Here is a 26,666-nt window from a genome sequence, read left to right as displayed (position 1 = left end):
TTACCTTCTGTGATAGTTCGGGGCTTCCACGGTCATCTGAATGTCGTGGGGATGGCTCTCCGTGAGTCCCGCCGCCGTGATCGGCATGAGCTCACAGTCGGTGTGCATCTGCGTGATCGTGCGGCAGCCGGCGTACCACATGCCCTGGCGCAGGCCGCCGACGAGCTGGTGGGCGACCGCCGCGACCGGTCCCCGGAAGGGGACCTGGCCTTCGATGCCCTCGGGGATGTATTTGTCCTCGCCGCCGATGTCGGCCTGCGCGTAGCGGTCCTTGCTGAAGGACATGCCGCCGCGCTCGCGGTTGCGGACCGCGCCGAGCGAGCCCATCCCCCGGTACGACTTGAACTGCTTGCCGTTGATGAAGATCAGCTCACCGGGCGACTCCTCGCAGCCGGCCAGCAGCGAGCCGAGCATGACCGTGTCGGCGCCGGCGGCGATGGCCTTGACGATGTCGCCGGAGTATTGCAGACCGCCGTCGCCGATGACCGGCACGCCGGCCGGGCCGCACGCCAGCGATGCCTGGTAGATGGCGGTGACCTGCGGCGCGCCCACGCCGGCCACGACGCGGGTGGTGCAGATGGAGCCGGGGCCCACGCCGACCTTGACCGCGTCGGCGCCCGCGTCGACGAGCATCTGGGCGCCCGCCCTGGTCGCGATGTTGCCGCCGATGACGTCGACCTTGCTGTTGGCCTTGAGCTTGGCGACCATGTCGGCCAGGCCCTTGGAGTGGCCGTGCGCGACGTCTACCACGACCACGTCGACGCCCGCCTCGATCAGCGCCTTGGCCCGCAGCTCCGCGTCACCGCCGACGCCCACGGCGGCGCCGACGACCAGGCGGCCGTCCGCGTCCTTGGTGGCCAGCGGATATTGCTCGCTCTTGGTGAAGTCTTTGACCGTGATCAGACCGCGCAGCCGGCCGTCGGGATCGACGAGGGGCAGCTTCTCGATCTTGTTGTGCCGCAGCAGCTCGAAAGCGCCGTCACGCGACACCCCGACCGGGGCGGTGACCAGCGGCATCGGGGTCATGACCTCGCGCACGGGCCGCGACTGGTCGGTCTCGAAGCGCATGTCGCGGTTGGTCACGATGCCGACGAGTACGCCGGACAGGTCGGTGACGGGCACCCCGGAGATCCGGTACGTCGCGCACAGCCGCTCCACGTCGGCCAGGGTGTCGTCGGGAGTGCAGGTGACCGGGTTGGTGACCATCCCGGCCTCGGACCGTTTGACCAGGTCGACCTGCTGGGCCTGCTCCTCCACCGACAGGTTGCGGTGCAGGATGCCGATGCCGCCCTGGCGGGCCATGGCGACGGCCATGCGAGCCTCGGTGACCGTGTCCATCGCGGCGGAGACCAGCGGGATCGACAGATTGATGCCGCGCGACAGGCGTGAACCGGTGTCCGCGTCACCAGGTTGCAGGTCTGAATAGCTTGGGACGAGCAACACGTCGTCGAAGGTCAGACCCGTCTCGGTGAACTTGGACATGCTGCGGCCCCTCCTGCCGATGCTGATGAGGCAAGTCTAGGGCCTAGATGCAAAACGTCCCGAGGCCGGGAGCACGATGACCCCCACGGCCCGTCGTACCCCCGGCATCCCAAAGAGCCGGAGGATGGGGCGGTCGGTGATCCGCCCCATCCTCCGGCCACCGACATCCGGGCGGAAGCGCATAAAGCGCCACCGAACCCCCCTCCGCGTCCTGATGGCAAGCGCTGCCAGCTCAAGTGGATGCCGACGCTGGGTTAAGCCTGCGTTACTCATCGGCACACCGCAATGTGAAAACGTGCAATTGCACGAAGCTGCACATGTGGCCAAGGAGTCCACGCAAGGAGCGGACAAGGACGTATCGCCGAGTTATTCTCACGGCACGCCCGTGTCCCCCCTACGGAGCCCCTTATATGCGTAGCGAGTCCCACACCCTGTCCGACCCTCTCGCGTCCGCTCCCCTCGCGTCCGCTCCCCTCGCGGACGCTCCCCTCGCGACGCTGGGCCTCGACCCGGCCCAGACCGCGCTTTACACGGCGGTGCTGCGCCTGCACAGGGCCACGCGTACCGAACTGGCCGAGGCCATGGACGGTCCCGTCGACAAGGTGAGCAGACAGCTCGACGATCTCGTCAGGCTCGGGGTGATCGACGAGCAATCGGGCGAATACCTCGCCCGGCACCCCGCCGCCGCGCTCGGCCGGCTGATCGCCGAGCGCCTCGACCGGCTGGCCGAGGAGAGCAGGCGCATCGACTCCGCCCTCGGCTCGATCCGAGGGCTGATCCGCGACTACGACGTGGGGCACGACTACCAGAACGGCGCGTTCCGGGTTGAGATGGTGAGCGGGGCCGACGTGCTCTACGAGAGCGTGGTGGGCATGGCGGTGCAGTCCCAGTCCCCGCCGATGCACCTACTCACCGCCATTCCCGACGAGCGGACGATGGCGGACTTCGTCCGAAAATTTGCCGATCCTTGGATCGACGCACAGCAGCGGAAACTCCTGAACGTGCGGGCCGTCATCCCGGTCTCCACGCTGACCCTGCCCGGCGTACGCGACCAGCTGACCAGACTGCTGGCCACCGGCGGGACCGTACGCACGCTGGCCCGGGTGCCGAGCTGGTTCATGACCGCCGGGCCCGACGCCGCCGGCCTGCCCGCGCTGTGGGGCGGCAACCTGCCCGACCACGCCTACAACTTCTACCTGGTACGGACCCCGATCGTCGTGGGCATGCTCAGGTCGCTCTTCGAGGAGCTGTGGGGCCGGGCCGTACCCCTGCCCTGGGGTCGCCGGGGCGAGGGCGTGGTGCAGGTGCTGCGGCTCGCGGCGCAGGGCATGTGCGACGACTCGATAGCCCGCCAGCTCGGTGTCTCCGTACGCACGGTACGGGCCAGGTTCGCCGACGCCATGGTTCAGCTTGGCGCGCAATCACGCTTTCACGCAGGTGTGGAGGCCGCCCGGCGTGGATGGCTGAGCTAATAGCCACCGCGGTGGCCGCATCGGTCATATGGTGGGAAGGTGCTGGAAGACGTCCCCCGCGACCCGTTCGCGGACGACCCGAACGACCCTTCCTCAGCGATGGGCGAGCTCGACGACGCCGAACCGCTGACCGCCGCCGAGCGCGACGAGGCCATTACCGACCTGGCCGACGTCGAGGTCTTCCGCTCCTTGTTAGAGCAGCAGGGAGTGCTGGGCCTGGTGCTCGACTGCCCGGAATGCGGCGAGCAGCACTTCTTCGACTGGGAGCTGCTGCGCGGCAATCTGCGCCAGATGATCGACAAAGGCCAGCCCCAGATGCACGAGCCGGCCTTTCACCCTGACCCGGCCGACTACGTGACCTGGGAATACGCCAGAGGCTACGTCGACGGTGTCATCGACACCGAGGAGCGCCGCTGATCCACGTCGTCCAGCAGCGCGGCGAGCAGCCGCGCGGCCGGATCGCGTGAATCGGGCAGCTCGCCGCGGGCCAGCACGTCGAGGAGCGCGTCAGTCTGCTCCTCCGGCGTCAAGCCGACTCCAGTTCGGCCATCTGCCGCAGCCTCGCCAGCGCTCGATGCTGAGCAACACGGACCGCACCTGGTGACATACCGAGTACATTACCGGTCTCCTCCGCCGACAGCCCCGACACCACCCGCAACAACAGCAACTCGCGCTGGTTGTCGGGGAGCCTGGCGAGCAGCCTGCGGGCGTACTCCACCTCGATGTAGCGGACCACCGTCTCCTCGGGCCCCGGTCCGTCGTCGGGCCCGTCCGGTAGATCCTGAGTCGGTACGGCCGAGCGGACCGAACTCCGCAACGCGTCGGCCACCTTGTGCGAGGCGATACCGAAGACGAAGGAGGCGAAAGGCCGTCCCATGTCGCGGTATCGCGGCAGCGCGGACAGGACCGCGATGCACACCTCCTGGGCTACGTCATCGGCAATGTGATATTGCCCTGAAACCCTGCCCAGCCTGGCGCGGCAATAGCGCACCACCATCGGACGCAACTCGCCGAGCAGGGATTCGATCGCACTGCGATCTCCCTGTACGGCGAGGCTCGTCAGTTCCCTTAGGTCGGAGTCATCCGTCCGTGCCGGAAGTCTCGACGCGAGCCTTACCCCAATTTTGGCGTCGGCGACGCTTCCCTCGCTCACGATAGGCATGATGCCCGCACTGATCGGGCCTGTCGTCATCGCGAACGGCTACGGATTGGTCACATTGACGCGGCGATAACGGGCAGTAATCAACCGGCCACACTAAGCCTTTATTACGGAAGAATATTTCATCCCATAACCCAAAATGTGCAGAAATTGTCAGACGCCTAGACGCTTAAGCCACACATCCGGTTTACCCGAATAAACCACTTTCCCGGTTCATCGCCCTTCGCTCACCCTCTCAGCAGCATCGACAGGATTGCCCGTATGTCATATGCCATACATGGCTTTGCGGGGGTTGGAGGCCAGGGGCGCGCCGGAGAAAGCACACGACCCGCACCTGTAATCAGGCACGGGTCGGGTGAGGAAGGAAGGGCTCAGTGGCCGTGGCCGTGACCGTGGCCCTGACCGGCGGCGGCCGGCTCCTCCTCCGGCTTGTCGACGACGAGCGCCTCGGTGGTGAGGAGCATGCCGGCGATCGACGCGGCGTTCTGGACGGCCGAACGGGTGACCTTGACCGGGTCGATGACGCCCTGGTCGAGCAGGTTGCCGTACTCGCCCGTGGCGGCGTTGAGGCCGTTGCCCGCCGACAGCTCCGAGACCTTGTGGGTGACCACGTAGCCCTCGAGACCGGCGTTCTCGGCGATCCAGCGCGTCGGCTCGACCAGCGAGCGGCGGACGATGGCGACACCGGTCGCCTCGTCGCCCGTCAGGCCCAGGTCGTCGAGGTCCTTGGCGACGTGGATCAGCGCGGAGCCACCGCCGGAGACGATGCCCTCCTCGATCGCGGCGCGCGTAGCGGAGATCGCGTCCTCGAGGCGGTGCTTCTTCTCCTTGAGCTCCACCTCGGTGGCGGCGCCGACGCGCAGCACGCACACGCCGCCGGCCAGCTTCGCGAGGCGCTCCTGCAGCTTCTCGCGGTCCCAGTCGGAGTCAGACTGCTCGATGGCAATCTTGATCTCCTTGACCCGGTCCTCGATCGCCTGCTGGTCGCCGCCGCCGTCGACGATGGTCGTGTTGTCCTTCGTCACGACGATGCGGCGGGCGTTGCCGAGCACCTCAAGGCCGACGTTCTCGAGCTTGAGGCCGACCTCCTCGCTCACGACCTGGCCACCGGTGAGGATGGCGATGTCCTGCAGCATGGCCTTGCGGCGGTCGCCGAAGCCCGGCGCCTTGACGGCGACCGAGGTGAACGTGCCACGGATCTTGTTGGTGACCAGGACGGCCAGGGCTTCGCCCTCGACGTCCTCGGCGACCACGAGCAGCGGCTTCTTGGTCTGCGCGATCTGCTCGAGCAGCGGCAGGAAGTCGGAGATCGAGGAGATCTTGCCCTGGGTGAGCAGGATGTAGGCGTCTTCGAGGACGGCCTCCATGCGCTCGGGGTCGGTCACCATGTAGGCCGACAGGTAGCCCTTGTCGAACTGCATGCCCTCGGTGAACTCGAGCTCCATGCCCATGGCGTTGGACTCTTCGACGGTGAGAACACCGTCCTTGCCCACCTTGTCGAACGCCTCGGCGATCAGGTCACCGATCTTGGCGTCCTGAGCGGAGATGGTCGCGACGTTCGCGATCTCCTTCTTGTCCTCCACCGGGCGCGCGCTGGCCAGCAGCTTGTCGCTGACCGCCTTGGCGGCCTTGTCGATGCCGCGCTTCAGCGACAGCGGCGAGGCGCCGGCGGCCACGTTGCGCAGGCCCTCGCGGACCATCGCCTGAGCCAGGACGGTCGCGGTGGTGGTGCCGTCACCAGCGACGTCGTTGGTCTTGGTGGCGACTTCCTTGGCGAGCTGGGCGCCGAGGTTCTCGTAGCGCTCCTCCAGCTCGATCTCACGAGCGATGGTCACGCCGTCGTTCGTGATCGTCGGAGCACCGAACTTCTTGTCGATGACGACGTTGCGGCCACGGGGGCCGAGGGTTACCTTCACGGCGTCCGCGAGGGCGTTGACGCCACGCTCAAGCGCGCGGCGTGCGTCCTCGTCGAACGCTAGGATCTTCGCCATGCTGAAAGTCCTCTCCTAGCGTCGAAAGCCCCGGCCGCACGCGCTCAGAGGAGACGCGCGCCCGGGGCCTGACGCATCCGGCTTACTTCTCGATGATCGCGAGAACGTCGCGGGCGGAGAGCACGAGGTACTCCTCGCCGCCGTACTTGACCTCAGTGCCGCCGTACTTGCTGTAGAGGACGATGTCGCCCTCAGCGACGTCGAGCGGAATACGCTTGTCGCCGTCCTCATCCCAGTTGCCCGGGCCCACCGCGAGGACCTTGCCCTCTTGCGGCTTCTCCTTGGCGGTGTCAGGAATGACCAGGCCGGAAGCGGTCGTCTGCTCGGCCTCAAGCGGCTGAACCACGATGCGGTCGCCGAGCGGCTTAACGGGAACCTTGGTGGCGGTCGTCACGATCGGACCTCCCCTTCAGATTTGAATGATCTAGAAGAGGCGACCAGCGGGGCCTGCCGTCGCGGGTGTCAGACCTGCCTCGTCGCACGTTGGCACTCTCAAGGGGAGAGTGCCAACAGGAAACATATGCAAGAGGGGCTTGACAGTCAACACGAACGCGTCTGCTCAGAGCGATAAGGCCCAAGAGCTTGCCCAAGGTTGGGGGTAATTGGGGTGACACGGGCTGTTGGCGCAGGCGAACGCCTGAGCCCCCACCTCCGCGTACAGCGGACCTTCCAGCCACCGCGCCCGCGCATGGCGGCCGTTCCAGCCGTCCGCCGTACGCGCACGGCGAACGTTCCAGTCCACCACCGTACGCGCACGGCCGCAGGCTGGAGTGCGGCGGGGAGACGCTAACGTCGGGTGACGTGGATCTCGACGCCTTCACCGAGTTGCTCACCCCGCGCGGGCAGCGCGCACTCGCCGAGGCCGTCGAGGTGGTGGGCGCCGATCCGGTGGTCGCGGCGACGAGGCTGCGCAGGTCGTACGACGCCGACCTCACTTCGGCCGCGCTCACCCAGGCGGCGCTGCGCGAGCGCGCCAAGGCCAAGTTCGGCGCCGACGCGGCCCACATGTACTTCACTCCGCACGGTCTGGAGCAGGCCACCCGAGCCGAGGTCGGCGCCCACCGGGCCCGCCGCCTGGCCGGAACCGCCGGCGGGACGCGGGTCGTGGACGTCTGCTGCGGCATCGGCGGCGACTTCCTCGCCCTGGCCCGCGCCGGCTGCGTCGTGGACGCCGTGGACCTCGACCCGCTGACCGTCGCCGTCGCCCGGGCCAACGCGGAGGCGCTCGGACTCGCGGATCGGGTCACCGTACGCCAGGCGGACGCCGCGACGGTCTCGCCCGAGGACTACGACTGGCTGTTCGCCGACCCCGCCCGCCGGACGAGCCGGGGCAGGACGTTCGACCCCATGGCCTACTCGCCGCCGTGGCCGGTCGTGCTCGACCTGGTCGCCAGGGCTCGGCGGGCCTGCTTGAAGGTGGCTCCGGGCATCCCGTACGAGTTCATCCCGGGCGAAGCCGAAGCTGAGTGGGTGTCGTACAAGGGCGAGGTGAAGGAGGCAGCCCTCTGGACCGGCCCCGCCGAAGGGCCGGCGCAAGCCGAAGGGCCGGTGCGAAGCGAGGGGGCGGCGCGAGGCGAGGGGGCGGCGCGAGGCGAGGGGGCGGCGCGAGGCGAGGGGGCGGCGCGAGGCGAGGGGGCGGCGCGAGGCGAGGGGCCGGTGCGGCGTGCGACGTTGCTGCCCGGCGGCGAGACGCTCGTCGCCCGCGGGGCCGAGGCGCCGACCGGCCCCGTCGGCCGCTTCGTGTACGAACCCGACGGGGCCGCGATCCGCGCGCACCTCGTCGGGGAGGTCGCCGAGATGGTCGGCGGCCGTCTCCCCGACCCGATGATCGCCTACATCACCGGCGACGAGCCGTTCGACACCCCATGGGCCGCGCGTTACACGGTGGAAGAAGTGCTGCCGTTCTCTCTGAAGCGCCTCCGCGCCACTCTCCGCGAGCGGCAAGTCGGAAATGTCGTCATCAAGAAGCGAGCCTCGGCGGTCGACATCGAACGACTCAGAAATGACCTGCGACTTTCGGGTGACAAATCTGCGGTAATCATACTTACCCGCATCATGGATAAGCCTTCCGTCCTGATTTGTCACCCATCCCCACCTGCGCAAATGGCAAAGTAGGGCATTATCGGGTCAACCCCGATCTTTTACTTCGCTCCTGACGGACCTTGATCGAGCGGCTAAGGTGAGCACGCGGGAGTCCTCCCCCTTTGGCGGTTAGCCGCGTTCTCGTTTCATCTGCAAACCGGACCTGTCCCACCGCTGCGCGGCAGACCGTCGGCGAGCGAAGGAGCCTTTCGGTGGATCACGCCAACCACACCACCCTTCTACAGGCAGGCGGCGATTCCGCCATCTCCGAAAGGATGCGGGACCTGCTCGCGCGTGCGTCCCAGGACCACGTCTACGAGCAGCGGACCCAGGGGGCCGTCCTCGACGAGATCCGCCAGCGCCTTGAGGGTATGGAGTGGCTGCTCAGGGAGGTTCGCGAGCGGGAGCTGGGGGGTCTGAGCGGCACGCTCGAGACGGTGAGCGGGCGGCTTGACGACATCGCGGCCAAACCGCCGATGTGGGCGGAGGGCCTGGCCCAGCATGTCGAGGCGGTGCGCGACCATGTCGACGCCGTCGGCGAGCAGGTGGGCACCGTTGACGCGCATGTGGAGTCGGTTCACCAGCGGGTCGCGCCGGTGGCGGAGCTGCCGGGGCTCTGGGCCGAGGTCGGCACCGTCGGCGACAACGTGGACGAGGTGCTCAAGAAGCTGCAGGCGGTCCTCGACTTCACGGAGGGCATCACCAAGCGAATGAGCGACCTGGGTGTCAGGCTGGGTCACCTCAACACGGGCATGGAGGCCGCCGCCGGCCGCTTCAGCCGCATCGACAAGTCGCTCGCCGAGCTGACCGCCCGTACGGACCGCATCGAAGGCGCGCTGCTGGAGCTGCCCGACAGCTTCGACGGCAAGCTCGCCGCCAACGCCGAGCAGCTCGACGGCAAGCTCACCGCCACCGCCGAACAGCTGGACGGCAAGCTCGACGCGGCCACCGACCAGCTCGACAGCAGGCTCACCGCCGCCGCCCACCAGCTCGGCGGCAAGCTCACCGCGGCCACGGACCGGCTCGTCGCCCAGGTGGACGGCACCGAGCAGCGCCTCTCCGTACGCCTGGGCGAGACCGAGGGCCTACTGACCGACCTGGACCAGCGGCTCACCGGCCGCCTGGACAGGACCGAGCAGAGCCTGACCACGCACCTCGACCGGGCCGAGAAGGGGCTCACCGCCCGTCTGGGCGAGTCCGAGCAGGGCCTGGCCGACCGCCTGGACGAGGCCGAGCAGGCGCTGACCGCCCGGCTCCACGAAACTGGGCAGACCCTGACCGAGCACCTGGACGACACCCGGCAGAGCGCGGCAAGCCGCCTCGACCAGACCGAGCAGCGCCTGGCGGGCCGCCTCGACGAGAGCGAGCAGCGCGTGGCCGGGCGCCTCGACGGCGTCGACGGCAAGCTCCTCGACGTCCACGGCGCCCTCGACAGCCGGCTCGGCGGCGTCGACGAGCACCTGGCCACGGTCGACGGCCACCTGAGCACGGTCAGCGGCCATCTGACCACCGTGAACGGCCACCTGTCCCGCCACGACAACCGCTTCGACACGCTCGACGGCCGCGTCGACGGCCACTTCATCCGGCTCGACGAACGCCTGGCCGCCGCCGACCGCCACCTCATCGACTCCGCCACCCGCAACGAGGGCCGCTTCAACCAGCTCGACAACGGCATGGACACGCTCGACGAACGCCTGGGCGAGGTGGAGGAGCGGGTGACCACCCGCTTCGACGGTCTCGGCAGCCAGCTCAACGGCGTGGAGACCCACCTGACCGGCCTCGCCCAGCACGCCGAGCAGGCCGGCGAGCACCTCGAAGCCGTCGACGACCGGATCGAGGCCGTCAACCAGCGCATCGGCCAGTTGCCCGCGACGCTCAGCATCGGCGAGCGGGTGGGCGAGCTCCTCGACTCCCAGACCACCCACCAGGGCGAGCGCCTGGCCGCCGCCGCGGCGGTGCTCACGGAGCTGGTCGCGGCGCGCCCTGACCGCACCGAGCTCACCCAGACGGTGACCGACATCGTCGAGCCCGCCACCACCGACCTCACCAGGCGTCTGGGCGCTCTGGAGGAGACCATGCTCGCCCTCGCCGAAGCCCTCCTCCGCCCTACGCGAAAAGACTGAGCTACCCGTCCGGCACAGCCATGGCGCGCGACCCAACGCGAGCAGGTCGACGCACATGTGCAAGTTTGTCCGGGTTGACCAGCGCATACAGCCCGCCCGCCCGAGTGCCCGTTTCGTCAGGTTCCACGGTGAGCGCGACCCGGACCTGGCCCCCGGCCAGCAGCAGGAACATCGGCCCAGCCGTCCAGAGGAGGTCCAGGTCCACGTACCTGGGCGCGATTCCCATGAGTACGCGGGACACCCTGTCCGAGCCGTGAATCGGGCGTAGTGAGGCGTGCACGCGGCCACCGCCGTCGTTCCACATGGTGACGTCCGGAGACAGCACCGCCAGCAGGTCGGCGAGGCTGCCGCCCGCCATCGCCGCGACGAAGCGCTCCGCCACCTCGCGCGCCACCCGGGGGTCGGCCGGGTAGCGCGGGCGGCGGGAGCGGACGTGTTCGCGGGCCCGGCGGGCGAGCTGGCGCGCCGCCGCCGGTGTGCGGTCGAGGATGCGGGCGATCTCGGCGTGCTCGAACCCGAACGCCTCCCGCAGCACGAACGCCGCCCGTTCCAGAGGCGACAGCGTCTCCAGTACGACCAGCAGGCCCGTGGTGACGTTCTCAGCGGCCGTCACCGGGTAGTCGGCGGTCACCACCGGCTCGGGCAGCCACGGGCCGGTGTAGTCCTCTCTGGCGGCGCGCAGGCCGCGCAGCCGCTCCAGGGACCGCCGGACGGCGATGCGGATCAGGTAGGCCCGCGGATTGCCCACCTGGGACAGGTCGACACCGGCCCAGCGCAGCCAGGTGTCCTGCACGACGTCCTCGGCGTCCGCCACGCTGCCGAGCATGTCGTAGGCCAGCGTGAACAGCAGGCTCCGGTGCTCCCCGAACACCGCCTCAGCATCGGCCACGGTCCCCTCCAGATCCCCCTGCGGCTCCGCGGGAGACGGTTTCGGCCCACCGTAACGGGCACGTGGACCAGACGCGCAACGGGCATCTGGGCCACATACGAAAGAGGCCAGTGGGCCACATGACGGCTCGGCATGTCACATCCGGCACCCCGCCACGCATCCGTTGAAAGAAGACCCCACACCGCACAAGGAGACAGAGCAGGCATGAAGGTACTTCTGGCAGGAGCCACCGGCACCGTCGGCACCGAGCTGATCCCCCAGTTGCTCGCCGCCGGCCATGAGGTGCTCGGCCTCACCCGTTCCGAACGCGGCGCCGCCAAACTGGCGGAGGCGGGCGCGACGGGCCTGGTCGCGGACATGATGGACCGCGACGCCCTGCTCGCCGCGGTGCGGGACCACCAGGCCGACGCGGTGATGCATCAGGCGACGGCGATCACCGGCCTGCCGCTGTTCCACCGCCAGCTGTATCCGACGGGCGCGCTGCGCGACCGGGGCACGGCCAACCTGATCGCGGCCGCCAAGGAGGTCGGCGCGCACCGCTTCGTCACGCAGTCGTTCTTCCTCGGGTACGGCTACCGCGACCACGGCCCGGAGCCGGTGACCGAGGACCGGCCGTTCGCCGAGCCCGCCAGAGGCCCCTTCGGCGTGCACATGAGGACGATTCGGGCCAACGAGGAGCAGGTGTTCAATACGCCGGGCATCGACGGCGTCTCCCTGCGCTACGGCCTGTTCTACGGCCCCGAGGTGACGACGCGGAAGATGATGGCCATGGCGAGGCGGCGGATGCTGCCGGAGGTCCACCCGGCCAGCGTCATCTCGCTCGTGCACGTCCACGACGCCGCCTCGGCCGCCGTCGCCGCGCTGGACCGGGGCCGGGCCGGGCGGGCGTACAACATCGCGGACGACGAGCCGGTGAGCTTCGACGCCTATGTCCGGGCGCTGGCCGAGGCGGCGAACGCGCCCGCGCCGCTTCGGGTGCCCGGCTGGCTGCTGCGACCGACGCCGTACATCCACGCCTTCATGACCGGCGTACGCATCCGGCTCTCCAGCGACCGCGCGAAGCGGGAACTCGGCTGGACCCCCGCCTACCCCACCTATCGCACGGGGCTCAAACGTGAACGGTCGTGATCGGCATCGACGAGTCGGCGGGGATGTCCAGCCTCGACGGGGTGATGCCCGCCGCGACCAGGTCGGAGCCCAGGGCGGCGACCATGGCGCCGTTGTCGGTGCACAGTCCGGGCCGGGGCACGCGCAGGCGTACGCCCGCCGCGTCGCACCGCTCCTGGGCCAGGGCGCGCAGCCGGGAGTTGGCCGCGACGCCCCCGCCGATCAGCAGGTCATGAACGTCGTACTTGCGGCAGGCCTGGAGTGCCTTGCGGGTCAGCACGTCGACCACGGCCTCCTGGAAGGAGGCCGCCACGTCGGGTACGTGAATGGACTCACCGGCCGACTCGCGGGCCTCCACCCAGCGCGCCACGGCGGTCTTCAGCCCGGAGAAGGAGAAGTCGAGCGTGCCGTCGTCGATCTTGCCCCGGGGGAAGGTGACGGCCGTGCCCGACCCGGAGGTGGCGGCCTTGTCGATGTGCGGGCCGCCGGGGAACGGCAGACCGAGCACCCGCGCCACCTTGTCGAACGCCTCCCCCGCCGCGTCGTCGACGGTGGAGCCGAGCGAGATCACGTCTTCGGCCACGTCGGGCACGAGCAGCAGCGACGAGTGGCCGCCCGAGACCAGCAGGGCGATGCACGGTTTGGGCAGCGGGCCGTGTTCGAGCTGGTCGACGGCGACGTGGGCGGCCAGGTGGTTGACGCCGTAGAGGGGTACGCCGAGGCCGAGCGAGTAGGACTTGGCCGCGGCGACGCCGACGAGCAGCGCCCCGGCCAGCCCGGGACCGGCCGTGACGGCTATGGCGTCGATGTCGGAGAACTTCAGCCCGGCCTGCGCCAGCGCGGCCTCCACCGTCGGCGTCATCGCCTCCAGGTGGGCGCGTGAGGCGACCTCCGGCACGACGCCGCCGAACCTGGCGTGCTCCTCCATGCTGGAGGCGATGGTGTTGGCCAGCAGCGTGTGACCCCTGACGATGCCGATGCCGGTCTCGTCGCAGGACGTCTCGATGCCCAGAACAAGAGGGCCCTGAGCCAGCGGTGCGTCAGCCATCCAGCTTCCTTCTCATCATGATCGCGTCGGTGCCGTCGTCGTAGTAGCGGCGGCGCCGGCCGATCACCTCGAACTCGAAGTGCTCGTAGACCCCCCGCGCCTGCGGGTTGTCGGCCCGTACTTCCAGGAAGATCTCCCGCACCGCGCGCCGACCGGCCTCGGCCAGCAGCTCCGCCAGCATCGCGCCGCCGACGCCGGTGCCCTGGTGCGGTTGGACGACCGCGATGGTCTGGACGTCGGCCTGGTCGGCCGCGGCGGCCAGGCCCGCGTAGCCGACGATCTCCTGATCGACCAGGGCCACCACGTAGTGCCTGGTCCGCGGCTGGTCGGCCAGCTCGCCGCGGAGCATGGCCTCGCTCCACGCGTCGAGCGGGAAGGTGTCGCGCTCGATCGCCATGACCGCCGGCAGGTCGGCCTCGGTCATCTGCCGCAGCCGCACGTCCACCTGCCGGGGTTTCACGCCGTCACCCTCTTGGGGGCGCCGGGCACCACCGCGTCGGGCCGCCGCAGGTAGATCGGGCGCGGCGGGCCGAGTGGCTCCCCCGCCGCGATGCGCTCGGCCGCCAGGGCGGCCAGGAATCCGGCATAGGGGTACGGCGGAGCGTCGGACTGCCCCAGGATGTCGGGGTAGAGCCCGGCACCGGCACCCACCACGGGCAGGCCCTCCACCGGCACCTCGGCGGGCCGGTCGACGAACGGCCCGTCGAGCCGGGTGCGCGCGTCGGAGTAGCGGGCCCAGAACACCTCCTTGCGCCGCGCGTCGGTGGCGACCAGGAACGGCTCGGCGAGCCCGCTGCCGTAGGCGACGGCGTCGAGGGTGCAGATGCCGTACGCGGGGACGGCCAGCGTGGTGGCGAGCCCCTGCGCGGTCATCAGCCCGACGCGCAGCCCGGTGTAGGGGCCCGGTCCGCTGCCCGCCACGACGGCGGTGACCTCGGACAGGGCCGCACCCGCCTCGCGCAGCACGGTCTCGATGGTGGGGATGAGCAGCTCACCGTGTCGCCGGGCGTCGATCGTCGTCGACTCGGCGAGGACACGCCGCCCGTCGTGGAGCGCGGCCGTGACGGCGGGCGTCGCGGTATCAAAGGCCAGGACCAGCACGACTGTTTAGCCTACCCGCCCGCCGGGTCACGCCCAGCCGGTGCGCTGTTTCAGCCAGTCAAGAGCCACGGCCCCCTGCGCCCGCTGGAACGCCCTGACCGTGGGCAGGCCGGGTGGCGGCGGCTGCCGGCCCTGCCGTACCAGGTAGCCGGTGAACGCCGCGATCACCGCCGTGGCGGCGGGATCGGGGTCGGGGAAGAGCTCCTGCGGCGCGGGGCCGCCCTGCATGGCGACCGAGGGCAGCATGGCCACGGGGTCGAACCAGGCCGCGCCGACGCAGGCCCACGGCCAGTCGACCACGTAGACGCGCTCCTCGGTGAGCAGCACGTTGTCAGCCCGCAGATCGGCGTGGAGCAGCGTGTCGCCGGCGGCGGCCGCGGCCCAGTCGGACTCCAGCTCGGCCAGCGCGCCGAGGTGACGCAGCGCCCACGGATCGAGACCGGTGGTGTCCTCCCCGAGCAGCCTGTGCCAGCCCCGGAACGCCTCGCCGAACACCTCCGCGACCGGCGGCGCCTCGATCGGGGCGGGCGTGAGCGCGGCCGACATGCGCCGCACGGCCTCCCTCACCCGGTCGAGCTCGGCGCGGCGCCAGGGCAGCTCGGGGTGGCGGCCCTCGACGTCCTCGAAGACGAGCACCACCCAGCCCTCGATCTCGAAGGAGGTCAGTAGCCGCGGCGCGGGCACGGACGCGGGGAGGGCGGCGGCGATTTTGCGCTCGGCCTGGTAGATGCGGACGCTGTCGGGGTTCGGTTCCGGGCCGACGGCCTTGACGAAGACGCGCCGGCCGTTCGCGGCGCGCAGTCGTACGGCCGCCGCGGGCGAGAACCCGCCCGGCTGCGTCACGGCCTCGGTCACCGGGGCGCCGAGGAACTCCTCGACGGCCGCCCGAGCCGCCGGATGCACCTCCGGCCAGGGAACGCGCGCGCCCGACGCGGGCGGATGGGTCTGCTCGCTCACGCTCTGGAAGCGTAGACGATGATGTTGTCGACGTATTCGCCCTTGGCGTAGTCGAACTTGCCGCCGCAGGTCACCAGCTTGAGGCCGTCCTCGATGTACACCCGCTTGGCCGGGAAGTGGTCCTTCGACACCTGCTCTACCGAGTCGACCTTGTACTTGACGACCTTGCCGTCACTCCGCTCGACCTTGACGATCTCGCCCTTGCGTACCTGCCTGAGCTTGAAGAACACCGCCGGGGCCGTCTTGGTGTCGACGTGGCCGATGATCACCGAGGCGCCCTTGTCGCCGGGCACCGCGCTGCCGGTGTACCAGCCGGCCATCTTGGGCTTCTCGTACGGCGGCAGCTCGACCTCGCCGTCCTTGCTCAGGCCGAGCTTCATCAGCGGCGCCTCGACCTCGATCGACGGGATGTCGATGCTCTCGGGCACGACGGAGCCGGCCGTCTTGGTGGTTTCCTGATAGGTCTTGCCGAACGCGACCAGCACCAGGCCGGTCACGGCGCCCGCGATGACCACCCGTCCAGGGCGGGCCATCGGCTAGCCCCGGACGCGGCGCTTGATCAGCAGCCCGGCCGCCGCCAGCACGGCCGCGCCGACCAGTACGCCGCCGACCGGCATGCCCGAACCCTCGTCCACGTCCTTGCCGAAGGTGCCGCCGCCGCCCGCTCTGGGCGCCTTCGTGGGCGCCTTGGTGGAGCTGTCGTCGGAGGTGTCAGCGGTCGCGCTGACGACGCGCAGGGTGGCCTTGCCGGTGTCGTTGGTGCCGTCGCACTTGACCTCGACCGGGTAGTTGCCGCGCTTGACCGTGCCCGACACCTGCGCCTCGCCGCGTACCCACGGGTTGCCGGCCGCGGTGCCGGTCGGGGCGGGCGTGGCCGTCGAGGACGTCGGCGCGGTGGTCAGCGACACGCCGTTGATGAACGCCTTGGACGTGGCGGTGCCGGTGTGCGCGGGGCCGCCGCTGGGGACGGGGCAATTGGCTAAGATCCACACCTTCGAGGTCTCACCCGCGGTGACCTTGGCGGGGCTGAGCTCGACCAGGATGGGTTTCCTGCTCACGGTGGCGGTCGGTGTGGCGCTGACCGACCCGGTGGCCGAGGCCGAGGGTGTGGGTGTGGGTGTCGATGAGGTCTGCGCGGAGGCCGAGCAGCCGACCGCACCGATCATGACGATGGCTCCCGCGTACGCGACTCGCCTGACCCTGAGCACCGCCGCACCCCACTCCGCGCCGTCCTGCACCAAGCATCCACCAAAAAAGTGGACGCCGCCCCTCCTGATACCCAGAATTTCTGGGCGAATCCCTTACCAATGATCATGTTTTCTATCGATGGTGAGGTACGTCAAGGGTGGCAGCTTTGCCGGAAGACAGGGCGGATTTTACTTTTCCGCAGGTTCGGACGGCGTGTCGGCCCACCGCGCGCCGACGCCGCGCAGCGTCACCAGGCGGGCGTCGTCCCCGCTCTCGCGGTCGATGTGGATCTCCAGGCGGTCGTCGGAAAGCCCCTCGACCAGTCCCTCGCCCCACTCCACGACCGTCACCGACTCCTCCAGCGAGGCGTCGAGGTCGAGGTCGTCGACCTCCAGGTCACCGCCCAGCCGGTAGGCGTCGGCGTGCACGAGCGGCGGTCCCTGGCGCAGCGACGGGTGCACTCTGGCGATCACGAACGTGGGCGAGGTGATCGGGCCGCGTACCTTGAGCCCTTCGGCGATGCCCTGCACGAGCGTGGTCTTGCCCGCGCCGAGCGGGCCGGACAGGATCAGCAGGTCGCCCGCCCGCAGCCCGGCGGCCAGCCGGGCGCCGTAGGCGAGCATGTCCTCGGCGGTCGCAAGCCTTTCGGCCACTACAGCTCCACTCGCTTGATCAGGTCGCGCAGCGCGTCGTTGACCACGCCCGGGCGCTCCAGCTGGATCAGGTGCGAGGTGTCGGGCACCTCGGTGAGCTGGGCGCTGGGCAGCGCGGCGGCGATCGCCTTGCTGTGCTCGGGCGGGGTGAGCCAGTCCTTGTCGCCGACCAGGATCGCGGTCGGGACCGGGTCGAGCACGTCGAGGGCGGCCAGTTTGTCGTGGTTCATCAGCGCGGGGTAGAAGTTGGCGAACACCTCGGTCGGCGTCGCCCTGATCATCGTCTCGGCGAAGTCGACCAGGGTGGGGCTGACGTTCTTGGAGTCGCCGAAGCCCATGTAGCGGGTCATCAGGAACGCGATGTCGCTGCCCGCGCTGCGCGTCTTGTCGACGAACGAGCCCCGCCGGCCCAGCAGCGAGATCGTCGACGGGGCGACCTTGTGCACGGCCTTGGACAGCAGCGCCGGCAGGCCCAGGGTGAGCTCGGCCAGCTTGCCCGCCGAGGTGGCGATGAGGGACACCGCGCGGATCTTGTCACCGAACAGCTCGGGGTGGCGGTCGGCCAGCGCCATGATCGTCATGCCGCCCATGGAGTGGCCGACCAGCACGCATGGGCCGGGCACCAGCTGTTCGATCACCTCGGCCAGGTCGTCGCCCAGCCGGTCGATCGTGCAGTCCTCGGCGGTGGCGCGCTGCGAGCGGCCGTGTGAGCGCTGGTCCCACAGCACCATGCGGTGGTTGTCGCGCAGGTCGCGGCGCTGGTAGTGCCATGACTCCAGGCTGAGACAGTAGCCGTGGCAGAACACGATGGTCAGCGGCGCGTCCTCGGGCCCGTCGATCTCGACGTGCAGCTCCGTGTTGTCGGAGGTGACCAGCGTGAGGTCCCTGCCGCGCAGCTCGCCGAACGGCTCGCTCGCCTCGGCGTCGGGGCGCAGCCTCATGCGGCCCACCGCGTAGCGCTTGGCCAGCGCCGCCGCCGCGACACCGGCCGAAGCGGCACCGACGATGGCGCCGGCGATCCCGACCTTCCGCCGTGTTGTCGTCGTCATGTCCCTGATCCCCTATACACCCGCGGCACCCGCGAACCGATCCTGGTCACGATCTCATGCGTTATCGTGCCGAGGTTATCCGCCCACTCCTGAGCGGTCGGCTCACCCCTCCCACCAGGCCCGAACAGGACGACCTCGTCCCCCGCGGCGAGCGGCTCGTCACCCATGTCGATCATGAACTGGTCCATGCACACCCGACCGGCTATCGCCCTTCGGCGACCTCCCGCCAGAACCTCTGCCCGCCCCGTCGCGTGCCGGAGGATCCCGTCTGCGTACCCGAGCGGCACCAGGCCAAGCGTGGTCTCGGAACTCGTGACATAAAGGTGCCCATAGGACACTCCCGAGCCCTCCGGCACCCGCTTGGCCAGAGCGATCCGCGCCACGAGCGTCATCGCCGGTCGCAGCCCGAAGTCGCCCAGCTCGGGGACCGGGCTGAGCCCGTACATGGCGATGCCGGGCCGGACCATGTCGTAGTGGGTGCGCGGCAGCGTCAGGATCGCGGCGGAGTTGGCCAGGTGCCTGATGACGTGGGACCCGGCGGCGCCGGCCTGCTCGGCCTGCTTGAGCGCCGCCTCGTACGCCTCGATCTGCCGGTCGATCGAGCCATGCCCCGGCACGTCCGCGCAGGCGAAGTGGGACCACAGGCCGACGATCTCGATGACGCCCTCGGCCTGGAGGGCGAGCGCCCTGGCCAGCAGCTCCGGCCAGGCGGCGAGCGGGGCGCCGCCCCTGCTCATGCCGGTGTCGGCCTCCAGGTGCGTCTTGGCGGTGCGTCCGGTGCGCCGCGCCGCGGCGGCGATCTCGTCGAGCACCGGCACGTCGGCCGCCGACAGCTCGATCTCGGCTTTTAGCGCCTCGTCGAGCGGCTCTCCTGGTGTGATGATCCACGCCAGCAGCGGCGCGGTGATGCCACCGGCGCGCAGCGCGAGCGCCTCACGGATGAAGGCGGTGCCGAGCCTGCTCGCGCCACCCCCCAGCACGGCCTCGGAGGTCGGTACGAGCCCGTGCCCGTAGGCGTCGGCCTTGACGGCTCCCAGCACTTCGGCGCCGCCCGCGCGCTCCTTGAGCAGCGCCACGTTGTGCCTGATCGCGGCCAGATCGACCTGCGCCTCCGCGGGCGTCGCCATCGGGGATGTCATCCCTCCAGTCTGGCAGCTCGCTCACGTGGTCGAGCGCGAATCGCCCCTGTTGAGGTCAGCCGACCGAACGGTATTCGCCCCCTCGGCGGGAAAAGCCGCGCGACGTGCGGACTCCGGCTTTACCTGGAAGAGTCGCGCAGCGCCCGGATCGCCGCCGGAACCGCCGAGGCCACGTCCGCGGCCGTCAGCGGTGCGTCCTCGGCCGCGATCCGGCCGGCCAGCCCGTGCAGGTACGCCCCGCACGAGCCCGCGTCGAAGCAGTCGAGCCCCTGGGCGAGCAGCGCGCCGGCCACCCCGGACAGCACATCCCCCGTGCCGCCCGTGGCCAGCCAGGCCGTGCCGGTCGGATTGACCCGTACCGGCCGGCCCCGCTCGGCCACGACCGTGGTCGAGCCCTTGAGCAGGACGGTCACGCCCAGCTCCGCCGCCGCCTGGCGGGCGTACCGGAGCCGGCCCGCCTCGATCGCCTCGCGGTCCACCTCAAGCAGCCGCGACAGCTCGCCCGCGTGCGGCGTGATCAGCACCGGGGCGGTACGCCGGAGCAGCGCCCGGTCACGGGCGACCAGGGTCAGGGCGTCGGCGTCGACCAGGACGGGCACATCACTGGCGAGCACTCTGGCGGCCAGCTCGCGCGCCCAGTCGCCGGTGCCGAGACCGGGCCCCAGCACCCATGCCTGCACCCGGCCGACGTCGTCGATCGACGGCTCGTTCAGCTCGGTGATGACCGCTTCGGGCCAGTGGGTGCGTACCTGGGCCACCGGCTCACTCGGCCCCACGTAACGCACCATCCCCGCGCCCGCGCGCAGCGCGCCGCCCACGGCGAGTACGGCGGCGCCCGTGTAGCGGTCGCTGCCCGCCGCGACGCCCAGGACGCCCCTGCGGTATTTGTCGGACTCGCCCATCGGCTGCTTCAACCGGCCGTCGACGTCGCGGTGGGTGAACGCCACGACGTCGGGGTCGGGCAGGTAGGGGCCGAGCCCGATGTCGATCAGCTCGATCTCGCCCACGTTGCCCGCGCCCGGATCGACGAGCAGCCCGGTCTTGGGCGCGCCCATGGTCACGGTCACCTGCGCCGCGATGGCCGCCCCGTCCACCTGACCGGTGCTCGCGTCGACGCCGCTGGGCACGTCCACCGCGACGACCAGGCCGGGCGCGGCGTTGGCCGCCTCGGCCAGCCCCGCGTACGGCTCCCGCAACGCCCCGGTCGCCCCGATCCCCACCAGCCCGTCGACGATCAGCTCGGCCCGGTCGACGGCGTCGGGCCCGGCGATCGTGCCGCCCGCCCGGAGGAATGCCTCCAGTCCCGCCTCATGGGTCTTGGAGCCCGCCAGGACGGCCTCGACCCGGGCGCCACGCCCGGCCAGGCGGGCCCCGGCGTACAGGGCGTCGCCGCCGTTGTCGCCGCTGCCGATGAGCAGCAGCACGCGCGTGCCGTACACCCTGCCGAGGAGGCCGGCGCAGACGGCGGCGAGGCCGGTGGCGGCGCGGTCCATGAGCGTGCCGTCGGGCAGCCGCGCCATCAGCGCGCGCTCGGCGGTCCTGATCTGGTCGGCGGTGTAGGCGGTACGCATGATCTGAAGCTATCCCTCCGCGATCACGTAGGCCATCGCCACACCGGCGTCATGGCTGAGCGAGATGTGCCAGCGCTTGACGCCCAGGCCGTAAGCGACCTCGGCGGCCTTGCCGGTGACGCGCAGCTCGGGCTTGCCGCTCTCGTCGCAGCGCACCTCGGCCTCCAGGTGCCCGAGCCCCTTCGGCGCGCCGAGCGCCTTGGCGACGGCCTCCTTGGCGGCGAACCTGGCGGCCAGCGAGTGTACGGCGAGCGGCCGTTCGACCTCGGTGAACAGCCGCTCGCGCAGCCCCGGCGTGCGTTCCAGCGCCGACTCGAACCGCGCGATGTCGACCACGTCCACGCCGATGCCCAGGATCATCCCCTCAGGTTAACCGGGCGCGCTCCTACAGCCAGCTGGCCCGCACGCTGTCGGTCGGCCCGTCACCGGGCGCTCTGCCGAGCTCGCCCTTCGCCACCCTGGTGAGCAGGCGGCTGACGCTCTCGACGATCTCGGGGACGCACACGCGCAGCTCGGCCACGTCCGCGGCGATCGACTCGTCACGCTCCACCCCCGCCCTTTCCAGCACGGCGTCCAGGTCCGCCAGCTTGCCCGCCAGCCACTGCAGGGGATCACTCGACAGCTCCCTGTCGAAGACACGCGGGCCCGGGTCCCATCCGGTGAAGGCCGGATGGTGGTGGGTGCGGTCAAAGCTGCCGGGGCTGCCGTCGACCGATTCCAGCAGGTCGACGCGCCAGATGGGCCGGTCGAGGTTGATGGGCCGCGCCGAATAGATGGAACCCTTCAGCTGCCCTGGTTCGAGCATCCGCACTTCGAGGCGGACGCCGTGCTCGGCGCCCTCCTGGCCCTTCATCGGTTTGGGGTCGACGAAGTAGAGATCGCTCACGGCTACGCCGATCCGGTCGAAGCCGAAGATGTACAGCACGAGGAGCCCTCCTGTCGCGAGTGTCCTCTTCGAGTATCAACAACCTCCTGGGCGGCTTCAATCAGGGGGTCTCAGCCAACGGATCTCCGCCGTACGCGGGGTCGGCCTCAGCCTACGTAGGGGCGATCTCAGACGCGGGCCAGCCGCCGTACGCCCTCGACCAGCTCGGCGGCGTCCGCCGTCTCGGCGAACCCGAGGCGCAGCCACGCGGCCGGCACCTCGGTGGCGAAGTAGCGGCTGTCCCTGCGCCAGCGCTTCGGCGTGCGCGTCGTGCACGCGCCGGACGCGCCGGAGGGCGGCGTGGACGTGGCGGCGATGGCCGCGCTCATGCGGGAGCACCGGCCCCGGCTGGTGAGCGCCACCCACATCCCCACCAACTCCGGGCTGGTCCAGCCGGTCGCCGAGATCGGCCGCCACTGCCGCGAGCTGGACCTGCTGTACATGGTCGACGCGTGCCAGTCGGTCGGCCAGTACCCCATCGACGTGGCCGCGATCGGCTGCGACCTGCTCACCGCCACCTGCCGGAAGTTCCTGCGCGGCCCGCGTGGCTCCGGCTTCCTCTACGTGTCGGACCGGGTGCTGAAGGCGGGGTACGAGCCGCTGTTCATCGACATGCGCGGCGCCCGCTGGACCGGGCCGGGCCACTACCAGCCCGCCGAGTCCGCCGCGCGGTTCGAGGAGTGGGAGTTCCCCTACGCGACTGTGCTGGGCTGCGCGGCCGCCGCCCGCTACGCCCGCGAGGTCGGCGTCGAGGCCATCGCGCGCCGCTCGCCCGTGCTGGCCGCCCGGCTGCGCGTCCTGCTCGACGCCGTTCCAGGGGTACGCGTCCTCGAAAAGGGCACCGAACTGGGCGCCATCGTCACCTTCACCATCGAGGGGTGGCGGCCGGAGCCGTTCAAGGCGGCCATGGACGCGAAGGGGATCAACTCGGCGCTCAGCTTCCGGGAGTTCGCCCAGTTCGACTTCGGTGACAAGGACGTCGACTGGTGCCTGCGCCTGTCACCGCATTACTACAACACTGATGAGGAGGTGGACCAGGTGGCCGCCGCGGTCGCGGAGCTGGCCGGCTAGAACGAGCCCCGCTGCCAGGGCCCCCAGATGGCGAACGAGGTGCCCTCTTTGGACTGGACGTTGACGTACAAGGTGTGACCGCCGGGGCCGAAGGTGGAGCCCGCGAACTCCGCGCCAGGGTCGCCCGCCACCGGCTCCAGGCGGCAGAAGTCGAAGATCTGGCCCTGCTTGGTGAGGCCGCGCAGGAAGTTGTCGCCGTCGCCGTCCTCGCAGAGCACCAGCGTGCCGCGGGTGCTGGCCGTCACGTTGTCGGGCAGGTCCAGCACCGACGAGCGCGGCGACTCGTACACCAGCCGGAGCCGCCCGGTCCACGTCTCGTACGCCCACACCTGCCCGCGTCCCTGGCCGAACCCGGACGGCGGCGTGTCACCCTCGGCGGTGGCGCCGCCCTGGGTGGAGCAGAAGTACACGGTGCCCTGGTGGTAGATGGCCCCTTCGAGCCTGGCGAAGATCGCCGCGCCCTCGGCTCGCCCCTGTTTGCCGACGGCCTGGACGGCCTCGTCGTTCGACGGCTTGCCGGTGAAGGTGGGGTCGGGGTCGTCGATGGTCACCCATACGGTGTTGTACGTCGCGCCGGGCCGCTGTCCCTTGGACAGGTCCTTGCGCGGCGAGCCCTTGATCGCGAGCATCTGCAGCCGGCCGCCGTCCAGCAGCCGCCCGGCCTTGAGCGGATGCTTCGGCGGCGTGTAGCGGTAGAAGCCGGAGGCGAAGGAGAAGCAGTCTTCGGTCAGGTAGAGCGCCCCCGCCTGCGGGTCGAACGCGGCCGACTCGTGCGCGAACCGGCCTGCGGCCTTGATCGGCTTGGCGTTGGAGGTGCCCGACACCGGCACCTCGAAGATGTAGCCGTGCTTGCGGGTCAGCTTGCCGTTGTCGCCGCCGGAGAAGTCGTTGGCCACGTCGGGGCCGTTGACGGTCTCCTCGCAGCTCACCCAGGCGTTCCAGGGCATCGGGCCGCCCGAGCAGTTCATCATGGTGCCGTTGAGCGACGGGGCGCTCTTGAGCACCTCGCCGTAGCGGGTGACGTGGAGGGTCGAGGTGCCGCCGCCGGCCGCGGGGTCGTAGGCCTTGGCCTTGTCACCGAAGGCGCCGACCGCTCCGCTGACCTCGTGGTTGCGCACCAGGATCGCGGTGTCGCGCGGCCCGCGGAACGCGGCCATCCCGTCGTGCCTGCCCGGCACGATGGAGCCGTCGGAGTATTTGCTGCCCGCCGGGCTGAAGGAGCGGTATTTGAACCCGTCGGGCAGGTGCAGCCTGACCTTGCCGTCACGCGCGTCGCGCACCGCCTTCAGCGGCCCGTAGCCGGTCGCCCGCGTGACCCCGCCCCTGGCGCCCGCGCAGGCCACCCCGGCGAACGGCCCGGTGATGCCGGCCGCGGCGGCCAGCCCTGCTCTGGTCAGAAAGCGACGACGGTCCACAAGCCCTCCCGAAGGTCAGGTCTCCGAACAGTAGCCGCTGACAAATCGCCGCATGCCCGGTTTGATGAGATCCCCGGGCGCAGGCCACCGCCTTACCCCAAACTGGTCATAAGTAATCCCATGTATTTATCCACAGGCTGTGGATAGAGAGTGCCACCCGGTCGAGAGCGCGTTTGTCGGCCGTCGATACGCTGCCAAGGTGAACAACGGCTACGTTGAACTGAGCAGGGAGCAGTGGAGCGAACTCCGCAAGAACACGCCCTTGACTCTCACCGAGGCAGAGCTGGAAGAGCTGCGTGGCGTCGACGACCCCATCGACCTCGCCGAGGTCACCGACATCTACCTCCCCCTGACCCGGCTGCTGAACCTCCACTACACCGGGTCCAAACAACGCAGTAGCGTGCTGAGCGCTTTTCTCGGGCATCCCGGGCAGCACGTGCCGTACATCCTGGGCATCGCGGGCAGTGTCGCGGTCGGGAAGTCGACGACGGCGCGGCTGCTGCACACACTGCTGGCCCGCTGGCCCGAGCATCCGCACGTGGAGCTGCTCACCACGGACAGCTTCCTCTATCCCAACGCGGTGCTGGAGTCCGAGGGGATCATGCATCGCAAGGGCTTCCCCGAGAGCTACGACCGCAGGGCGCTGGTCAGGTTCGTCGCCGAGGTCAAGGCCGGGCTGCCTGAGGTGCAGGCCCCGGTCTACAGCCACCTCGAATACGACATCGTCCCCGGCGCCAAACAGGTAGTGAAAAATCCGGATATCTTGATCATTGAGGGGTTGAACGTGCTGCAGCCCGCTCCGCCCACATCCCTGGCGGTCAACGACTACTTCGACTTCTCGATCTACGTCGACGCCAAGGTGGAGGACATCCGGGCCTGGTACGTCGACCGCTTCCACAAGCTCCGCCGCACCGCCTTCGAGGACCCCAAGTCATACTTCAAGTACATCGCCGACCTCTCCTACGAGGAGGCGACGGAGTTCGCGGTCAACGTCTGGCGCGACATCAACGAGCGCAACCTGATCGAGAACATCGCCCCCACCCGTGGCCGCGCCGGCCTGGTCATGCAGAAGGGCGCCGACCACTCCGTCAGGCGGGTACGGCTTCGCCGTACCTGAACACCTCCTCGAACAGGTAGGTCGCGAACCTGCCCGAGCACCCCTGATCGTCTATGTCGGCGAACCAGCAGTCCTCGCCGTCCTCGTGACACCTGAACGTCTGCCTCATGTGAGAGACCCTCGCGTACGGTAGTCAACGCCCCATCAACATCCAATGGACAAGAATGACCCAGTGCTACATCTGCGATTGATCACCCCGTCCACCCGTACGGGGGAGGTGACGGCCGTGCTCGACGAGTGCACGGGCGTCACCAACGTCGCCGTGCTGCCCGGCGCGGCCCGCGAGCCGAAGGGCGATCTGATCCTCTGCGACGTCGCGCGCGAAGCGGCCAACGAGGTGATCGACCGGCTCAAGTGGGTGCAGGACGAGGGGTCGATCGCCGTCGAGCAGGTGCATCTGGCCCTGTCCAAGGTCGCCGCGGACGCCGTCGAGGAGGCCCCCGGCGACCCCGACGACGCGGTCATCTGGGCGGAGCTCGCCCAGAGGGTGCAGGCCGAGTCGCGCATCACGTGGGCGTACCTGGCGTTCCTCGCGATCGCCACGCAGCTCGCGGGCATCGGCGTCCTGCAGAACTCACCCATCCTGATCGTCGGCGCGATGGTGCTCGGCCCCGAGTTCGGCGCCATCGCGGCCATCTGCTTCGGCCTGCTCCGTGGCCGGGGCCGGCTGATCATCACCTCGCTCAAGACCCTGGTCGTCGGGTTCGCGGTGGCGATCGCGATCACGTTCGCCTGCGCGCTGGTCTCGCGCTGGATGGGCTGGATCGACCTGAGCAACCTGCGCGTGAACCAGGAGGTCCAGTTCATCGTCAAGCCCGACCGCTGGTCGTTCATCGTGGCGCTGCTGGCGGGCGCCGCCGGGGTGCTGTCGATCACGGCGGGCAAGTCGTCGGCCCTCATCGGCGTCTTCATCTCGGTCACCACGGTCCCCGCCGCCGGCTACGTGGCCGTGGCGCTGGCGCTCAGCGATTGGGGCGAGGTCGGCGGGTCGGTCGCGCAACTCGCGCTGAACATCGCCGGCATGATCATCTCGGGCACCGTCACCCTGGCCATCCAGCGGAAATTCTGGCCTCAAGTAGGACATCGTTCATCCGTGTGAACGAGGCCACACCTCATGTCCGGCCGGT

The 26,666-nt window shown here is 70.0% G+C and carries 29 protein-coding genes; 8 read left to right on the top strand and 21 right to left on the bottom strand.

The annotated features are described in order from the left end of the window. A complete protein-coding gene (guaB, locus tag ACIBO2_RS56125; protein ID WP_357948280.1) occupies positions 1-1,482 on the bottom strand; it encodes an IMP dehydrogenase in 1,482 nt (493 codons plus the stop codon). 410 nt (positions 1,483-1,892) lie between these two features. On the opposite strand from guaB, the gene ACIBO2_RS56120 reads away from it, so the two are divergent. Continuing rightward, a complete protein-coding gene (locus ACIBO2_RS56120) occupies positions 1,893-2,954 on the top strand; it encodes a helix-turn-helix domain-containing protein (RefSeq protein WP_397305113.1) in 1,062 nt (353 codons plus the stop codon). Between the two features lie 39 nt (positions 2,955-2,993). After that, positions 2,994-3,371, top strand: a complete 378-nt coding sequence (locus ACIBO2_RS56115; RefSeq protein WP_358553014.1) for a DUF5319 domain-containing protein — start codon at positions 2,994-2,996, stop codon at positions 3,369-3,371. On the opposite strand, the gene ACIBO2_RS56110 is transcribed toward ACIBO2_RS56115, so the two are convergent. The 4 genes from ACIBO2_RS56110 to groES form a co-directional block, all read right to left on the bottom strand. Beyond that, the gene (locus ACIBO2_RS56110; RefSeq protein ID WP_357650738.1) at positions 3,332-3,484 is read right to left on the bottom strand and encodes a hypothetical protein; all 153 of its coding nucleotides are present in this window, start codon (positions 3,482-3,484) and stop codon (positions 3,332-3,334) included. The two genes, ACIBO2_RS56115 and ACIBO2_RS56110, sit on opposite strands and share 40 nt — an antisense overlap. Further along, positions 3,481-4,116: a sigma-70 family RNA polymerase sigma factor gene (locus tag ACIBO2_RS56105; RefSeq protein ID WP_225293976.1), complete on the bottom strand. Its 636-nt coding sequence runs from the start codon at positions 4,114-4,116 to the stop codon at positions 3,481-3,483. Before ACIBO2_RS56105 ends, ACIBO2_RS56110 begins: the two co-directional genes overlap by 4 nt. 368 nt (positions 4,117-4,484) lie before the next feature. Further along, on the bottom strand, positions 4,485-6,104 hold the full coding sequence (groL, locus tag ACIBO2_RS56100; protein ID WP_358553016.1) for a chaperonin GroEL: 1,620 nt from the start codon (positions 6,102-6,104) through the stop codon (positions 4,485-4,487). 82 nt (positions 6,105-6,186) lie between these two features. Continuing rightward, positions 6,187-6,501, bottom strand: a complete 315-nt coding sequence (gene groES / locus ACIBO2_RS56095; RefSeq protein ID WP_214633886.1) for a co-chaperone GroES — start codon at positions 6,499-6,501, stop codon at positions 6,187-6,189. A 404-nt stretch (positions 6,502-6,905) separates the two neighbouring features. Between groES and ACIBO2_RS56090 the strand changes: the two genes are divergently transcribed. Then, positions 6,906-8,219, top strand: a complete 1,314-nt coding sequence (locus ACIBO2_RS56090) for a methyltransferase domain-containing protein (RefSeq protein ID WP_397305112.1) — start codon at positions 6,906-6,908, stop codon at positions 8,217-8,219. Positions 8,220-8,398: 179 nt separating this feature from the next. Further along, entirely contained in the window at positions 8,399-10,309 is a 1,911-nt protein-coding gene (locus tag ACIBO2_RS56085) for a hypothetical protein (protein ID WP_397305111.1), read from the top strand. 1 nt (position 10,310) lies between these two features. On the opposite strand, the gene sigJ is transcribed toward ACIBO2_RS56085, so the two are convergent. Beyond that, the gene (gene sigJ / locus ACIBO2_RS56080; protein ID WP_397305110.1) at positions 10,311-11,198 is read right to left on the bottom strand and encodes an RNA polymerase sigma factor SigJ; all 888 of its coding nucleotides are present in this window, start codon (positions 11,196-11,198) and stop codon (positions 10,311-10,313) included. A 204-nt stretch (positions 11,199-11,402) separates the two neighbouring features. Here sigJ and ACIBO2_RS56075 point away from each other — a divergent pair, with 204 nt between their 5' ends. Then, complete coding sequence (locus ACIBO2_RS56075; protein WP_397305109.1) at positions 11,403-12,326, top strand: NAD-dependent epimerase/dehydratase family protein; 924 nt, start codon at positions 11,403-11,405, stop codon at positions 12,324-12,326. Here the strand turns inward: ACIBO2_RS56075 and tsaD are convergent. The 13 genes from tsaD to ACIBO2_RS56010 all read right to left on the bottom strand — a co-directional run bounded on the left by tsaD (position 12,307) and on the right by ACIBO2_RS56010 (position 22,265). Beyond that, positions 12,307-13,353 carry a tRNA (adenosine(37)-N6)-threonylcarbamoyltransferase complex transferase subunit TsaD gene (tsaD, locus tag ACIBO2_RS56070; protein ID WP_358553026.1) on the bottom strand — a complete coding sequence of 349 codons (1,047 nt, stop codon included), beginning with the start codon at positions 13,351-13,353 and terminating at the stop codon, positions 12,307-12,309. The two genes, ACIBO2_RS56075 and tsaD, sit on opposite strands and share 20 nt — an antisense overlap. After that, positions 13,346-13,813 carry a ribosomal protein S18-alanine N-acetyltransferase gene (gene rimI, locus ACIBO2_RS56065; protein WP_397305108.1) on the bottom strand — a complete coding sequence of 156 codons (468 nt, stop codon included), beginning with the start codon at positions 13,811-13,813 and terminating at the stop codon, positions 13,346-13,348. Before rimI ends, tsaD begins: the two co-directional genes overlap by 8 nt. Then, positions 13,810-14,454 carry a tRNA (adenosine(37)-N6)-threonylcarbamoyltransferase complex dimerization subunit type 1 TsaB gene (gene tsaB, locus ACIBO2_RS56060; RefSeq protein WP_358553028.1) on the bottom strand — a complete coding sequence of 215 codons (645 nt, stop codon included), beginning with the start codon at positions 14,452-14,454 and terminating at the stop codon, positions 13,810-13,812. The genes rimI and tsaB overlap by 4 nt, the downstream gene beginning before the upstream one ends. 27 nt (positions 14,455-14,481) lie before the next feature. Further along, entirely contained in the window at positions 14,482-15,411 is a 930-nt protein-coding gene (locus ACIBO2_RS56055) for a phosphotransferase (RefSeq protein WP_397305106.1), read from the bottom strand. Continuing rightward, positions 15,408-15,944 (bottom strand): class F sortase, encoded by a 537-nt coding sequence (locus tag ACIBO2_RS56050; protein WP_358431450.1) that lies wholly within the window; start codon positions 15,942-15,944, stop codon positions 15,408-15,410. Before ACIBO2_RS56050 ends, ACIBO2_RS56055 begins: the two co-directional genes overlap by 4 nt. 3 nt (positions 15,945-15,947) lie before the next feature. Continuing rightward, on the bottom strand, positions 15,948-16,649 hold the full coding sequence (locus ACIBO2_RS56045) for a hypothetical protein (protein WP_397305105.1): 702 nt from the start codon (positions 16,647-16,649) through the stop codon (positions 15,948-15,950). Positions 16,650-16,787: 138 nt separating this feature from the next. After that, positions 16,788-17,252 (bottom strand): tRNA (adenosine(37)-N6)-threonylcarbamoyltransferase complex ATPase subunit type 1 TsaE, encoded by a 465-nt coding sequence (gene tsaE / locus ACIBO2_RS56040; RefSeq protein ID WP_358553034.1) that lies wholly within the window; start codon positions 17,250-17,252, stop codon positions 16,788-16,790. Next, a complete protein-coding gene (locus ACIBO2_RS56035) occupies positions 17,252-18,301 on the bottom strand; it encodes an alpha/beta hydrolase (protein WP_358553036.1) in 1,050 nt (349 codons plus the stop codon). The genes tsaE and ACIBO2_RS56035 overlap by 1 nt, the downstream gene beginning before the upstream one ends. Next, positions 18,298-19,428 (bottom strand): alanine racemase, encoded by a 1,131-nt coding sequence (gene alr, locus ACIBO2_RS56030; protein WP_397305131.1) that lies wholly within the window; start codon positions 19,426-19,428, stop codon positions 18,298-18,300. Before alr ends, ACIBO2_RS56035 begins: the two co-directional genes overlap by 4 nt. Before the next feature lie 131 nt (positions 19,429-19,559). Then, complete coding sequence (locus ACIBO2_RS56025) at positions 19,560-21,011, bottom strand: NAD(P)H-hydrate dehydratase (RefSeq protein ID WP_397305104.1); 1,452 nt, start codon at positions 21,009-21,011, stop codon at positions 19,560-19,562. A gap of 9 nt (positions 21,012-21,020) precedes the next feature. Continuing rightward, positions 21,021-21,371 (bottom strand): holo-ACP synthase, encoded by a 351-nt coding sequence (locus ACIBO2_RS56020; protein ID WP_225293879.1) that lies wholly within the window; start codon positions 21,369-21,371, stop codon positions 21,021-21,023. A gap of 25 nt (positions 21,372-21,396) precedes the next feature. Beyond that, positions 21,397-21,936: a hypothetical protein gene (locus tag ACIBO2_RS56015; protein WP_358553040.1), complete on the bottom strand. Its 540-nt coding sequence runs from the start codon at positions 21,934-21,936 to the stop codon at positions 21,397-21,399. A 128-nt stretch (positions 21,937-22,064) separates the two neighbouring features. Continuing rightward, positions 22,065-22,265 carry a hypothetical protein gene (locus ACIBO2_RS56010; protein WP_358553042.1) on the bottom strand — a complete coding sequence of 67 codons (201 nt, stop codon included), beginning with the start codon at positions 22,263-22,265 and terminating at the stop codon, positions 22,065-22,067. On the opposite strand from ACIBO2_RS56010, the gene ACIBO2_RS56005 reads away from it, so the two are divergent. Next, the gene (locus tag ACIBO2_RS56005; protein WP_397305103.1) at positions 22,237-23,007 is read left to right on the top strand and encodes an aminotransferase class V-fold PLP-dependent enzyme; all 771 of its coding nucleotides are present in this window, start codon (positions 22,237-22,239) and stop codon (positions 23,005-23,007) included. The two genes, ACIBO2_RS56010 and ACIBO2_RS56005, sit on opposite strands and share 29 nt — an antisense overlap. Here the strand turns inward: ACIBO2_RS56005 and ACIBO2_RS56000 are convergent. After that, the gene (locus ACIBO2_RS56000) at positions 23,004-24,422 is read right to left on the bottom strand and encodes an alkaline phosphatase PhoX (protein ID WP_358553046.1); all 1,419 of its coding nucleotides are present in this window, start codon (positions 24,420-24,422) and stop codon (positions 23,004-23,006) included. The two genes, ACIBO2_RS56005 and ACIBO2_RS56000, sit on opposite strands and share 4 nt — an antisense overlap. 199 nt (positions 24,423-24,621) lie before the next feature. Between ACIBO2_RS56000 and coaA the strand changes: the two genes are divergently transcribed. Beyond that, positions 24,622-25,539: a type I pantothenate kinase gene (gene coaA / locus ACIBO2_RS55995; protein ID WP_358553048.1), complete on the top strand. Its 918-nt coding sequence runs from the start codon at positions 24,622-24,624 to the stop codon at positions 25,537-25,539. Here the strand turns inward: coaA and ACIBO2_RS55990 are convergent. Continuing rightward, positions 25,511-25,648, bottom strand: a complete 138-nt coding sequence (locus ACIBO2_RS55990; RefSeq protein WP_358553050.1) for a hypothetical protein — start codon at positions 25,646-25,648, stop codon at positions 25,511-25,513. The two genes, coaA and ACIBO2_RS55990, sit on opposite strands and share 29 nt — an antisense overlap. Before the next feature lie 63 nt (positions 25,649-25,711). On the opposite strand from ACIBO2_RS55990, the gene ACIBO2_RS55985 reads away from it, so the two are divergent. Further along, entirely contained in the window at positions 25,712-26,638 is a 927-nt protein-coding gene (locus tag ACIBO2_RS55985; protein ID WP_397305102.1) for a DUF389 domain-containing protein, read from the top strand. Positions 26,639-26,666 lie beyond the last annotated feature (28 nt).

It is taken from the genome of Nonomuraea sp. NPDC050022, from assembly GCF_044460705.1.
Lineage (GTDB): Bacteria > Actinomycetota > Actinomycetes > Streptosporangiales > Streptosporangiaceae > Nonomuraea.
The sequence above is the reverse complement of the archived record's forward strand: the minus strand, read 5'-3'. Positions and strand labels throughout refer to the sequence as shown.

Bases quoted from the DNA above. Each gene is read 5' to 3' on its own strand.
- ACIBO2_RS56105 (WP_225293976.1), bottom strand. From the start codon at position 4,116: ATGCCTATCGTGAGCGAGGGAAGCGTCGCCGACGCCAAAATTGGGGTA.
- alr (WP_397305131.1), bottom strand. From the start codon at position 19,428: ATGGCGACGCCCGCGGAGGCGCAGGTCGATCTGGCCGCGATCAGGCAC.
- ACIBO2_RS55990 (WP_358553050.1), bottom strand. From the start codon at position 25,648: ATGAGGCAGACGTTCAGGTGTCACGAGGACGGCGAGGACTGCTGGTTC.
- tsaD (WP_358553026.1), bottom strand. From the start codon at position 13,353: ATGGCTGACGCACCGCTGGCTCAGGGCCCTCTTGTTCTGGGCATCGAG.
- ACIBO2_RS56035 (WP_358553036.1), bottom strand. From the start codon at position 18,301: ATGACGACGACAACACGGCGGAAGGTCGGGATCGCCGGCGCCATCGTC.
- ACIBO2_RS56020 (WP_225293879.1), bottom strand. From the start codon at position 21,371: ATGATCCTGGGCATCGGCGTGGACGTGGTCGACATCGCGCGGTTCGAG.
- groL (WP_358553016.1), bottom strand. From the start codon at position 6,104: ATGGCGAAGATCCTAGCGTTCGACGAGGACGCACGCCGCGCGCTTGAG.
- ACIBO2_RS56010 (WP_358553042.1), bottom strand. From the start codon at position 22,265: ATGAGCGCGGCCATCGCCGCCACGTCCACGCCGCCCTCCGGCGCGTCC.
- guaB (WP_357948280.1), bottom strand. From the start codon at position 1,482: ATGTCCAAGTTCACCGAGACGGGTCTGACCTTCGACGACGTGTTGCTC.
- ACIBO2_RS56050 (WP_358431450.1), bottom strand. From the start codon at position 15,944: ATGGCCCGCCCTGGACGGGTGGTCATCGCGGGCGCCGTGACCGGCCTG.
- ACIBO2_RS56075 (WP_397305109.1), top strand. From the start codon at position 11,403: ATGAAGGTACTTCTGGCAGGAGCCACCGGCACCGTCGGCACCGAGCTG.
- ACIBO2_RS56025 (WP_397305104.1), bottom strand. From the start codon at position 21,011: ATGCGTACCGCCTACACCGCCGACCAGATCAGGACCGCCGAGCGCGCG.
- ACIBO2_RS56120 (WP_397305113.1), top strand. From the start codon at position 1,893: ATGCGTAGCGAGTCCCACACCCTGTCCGACCCTCTCGCGTCCGCTCCC.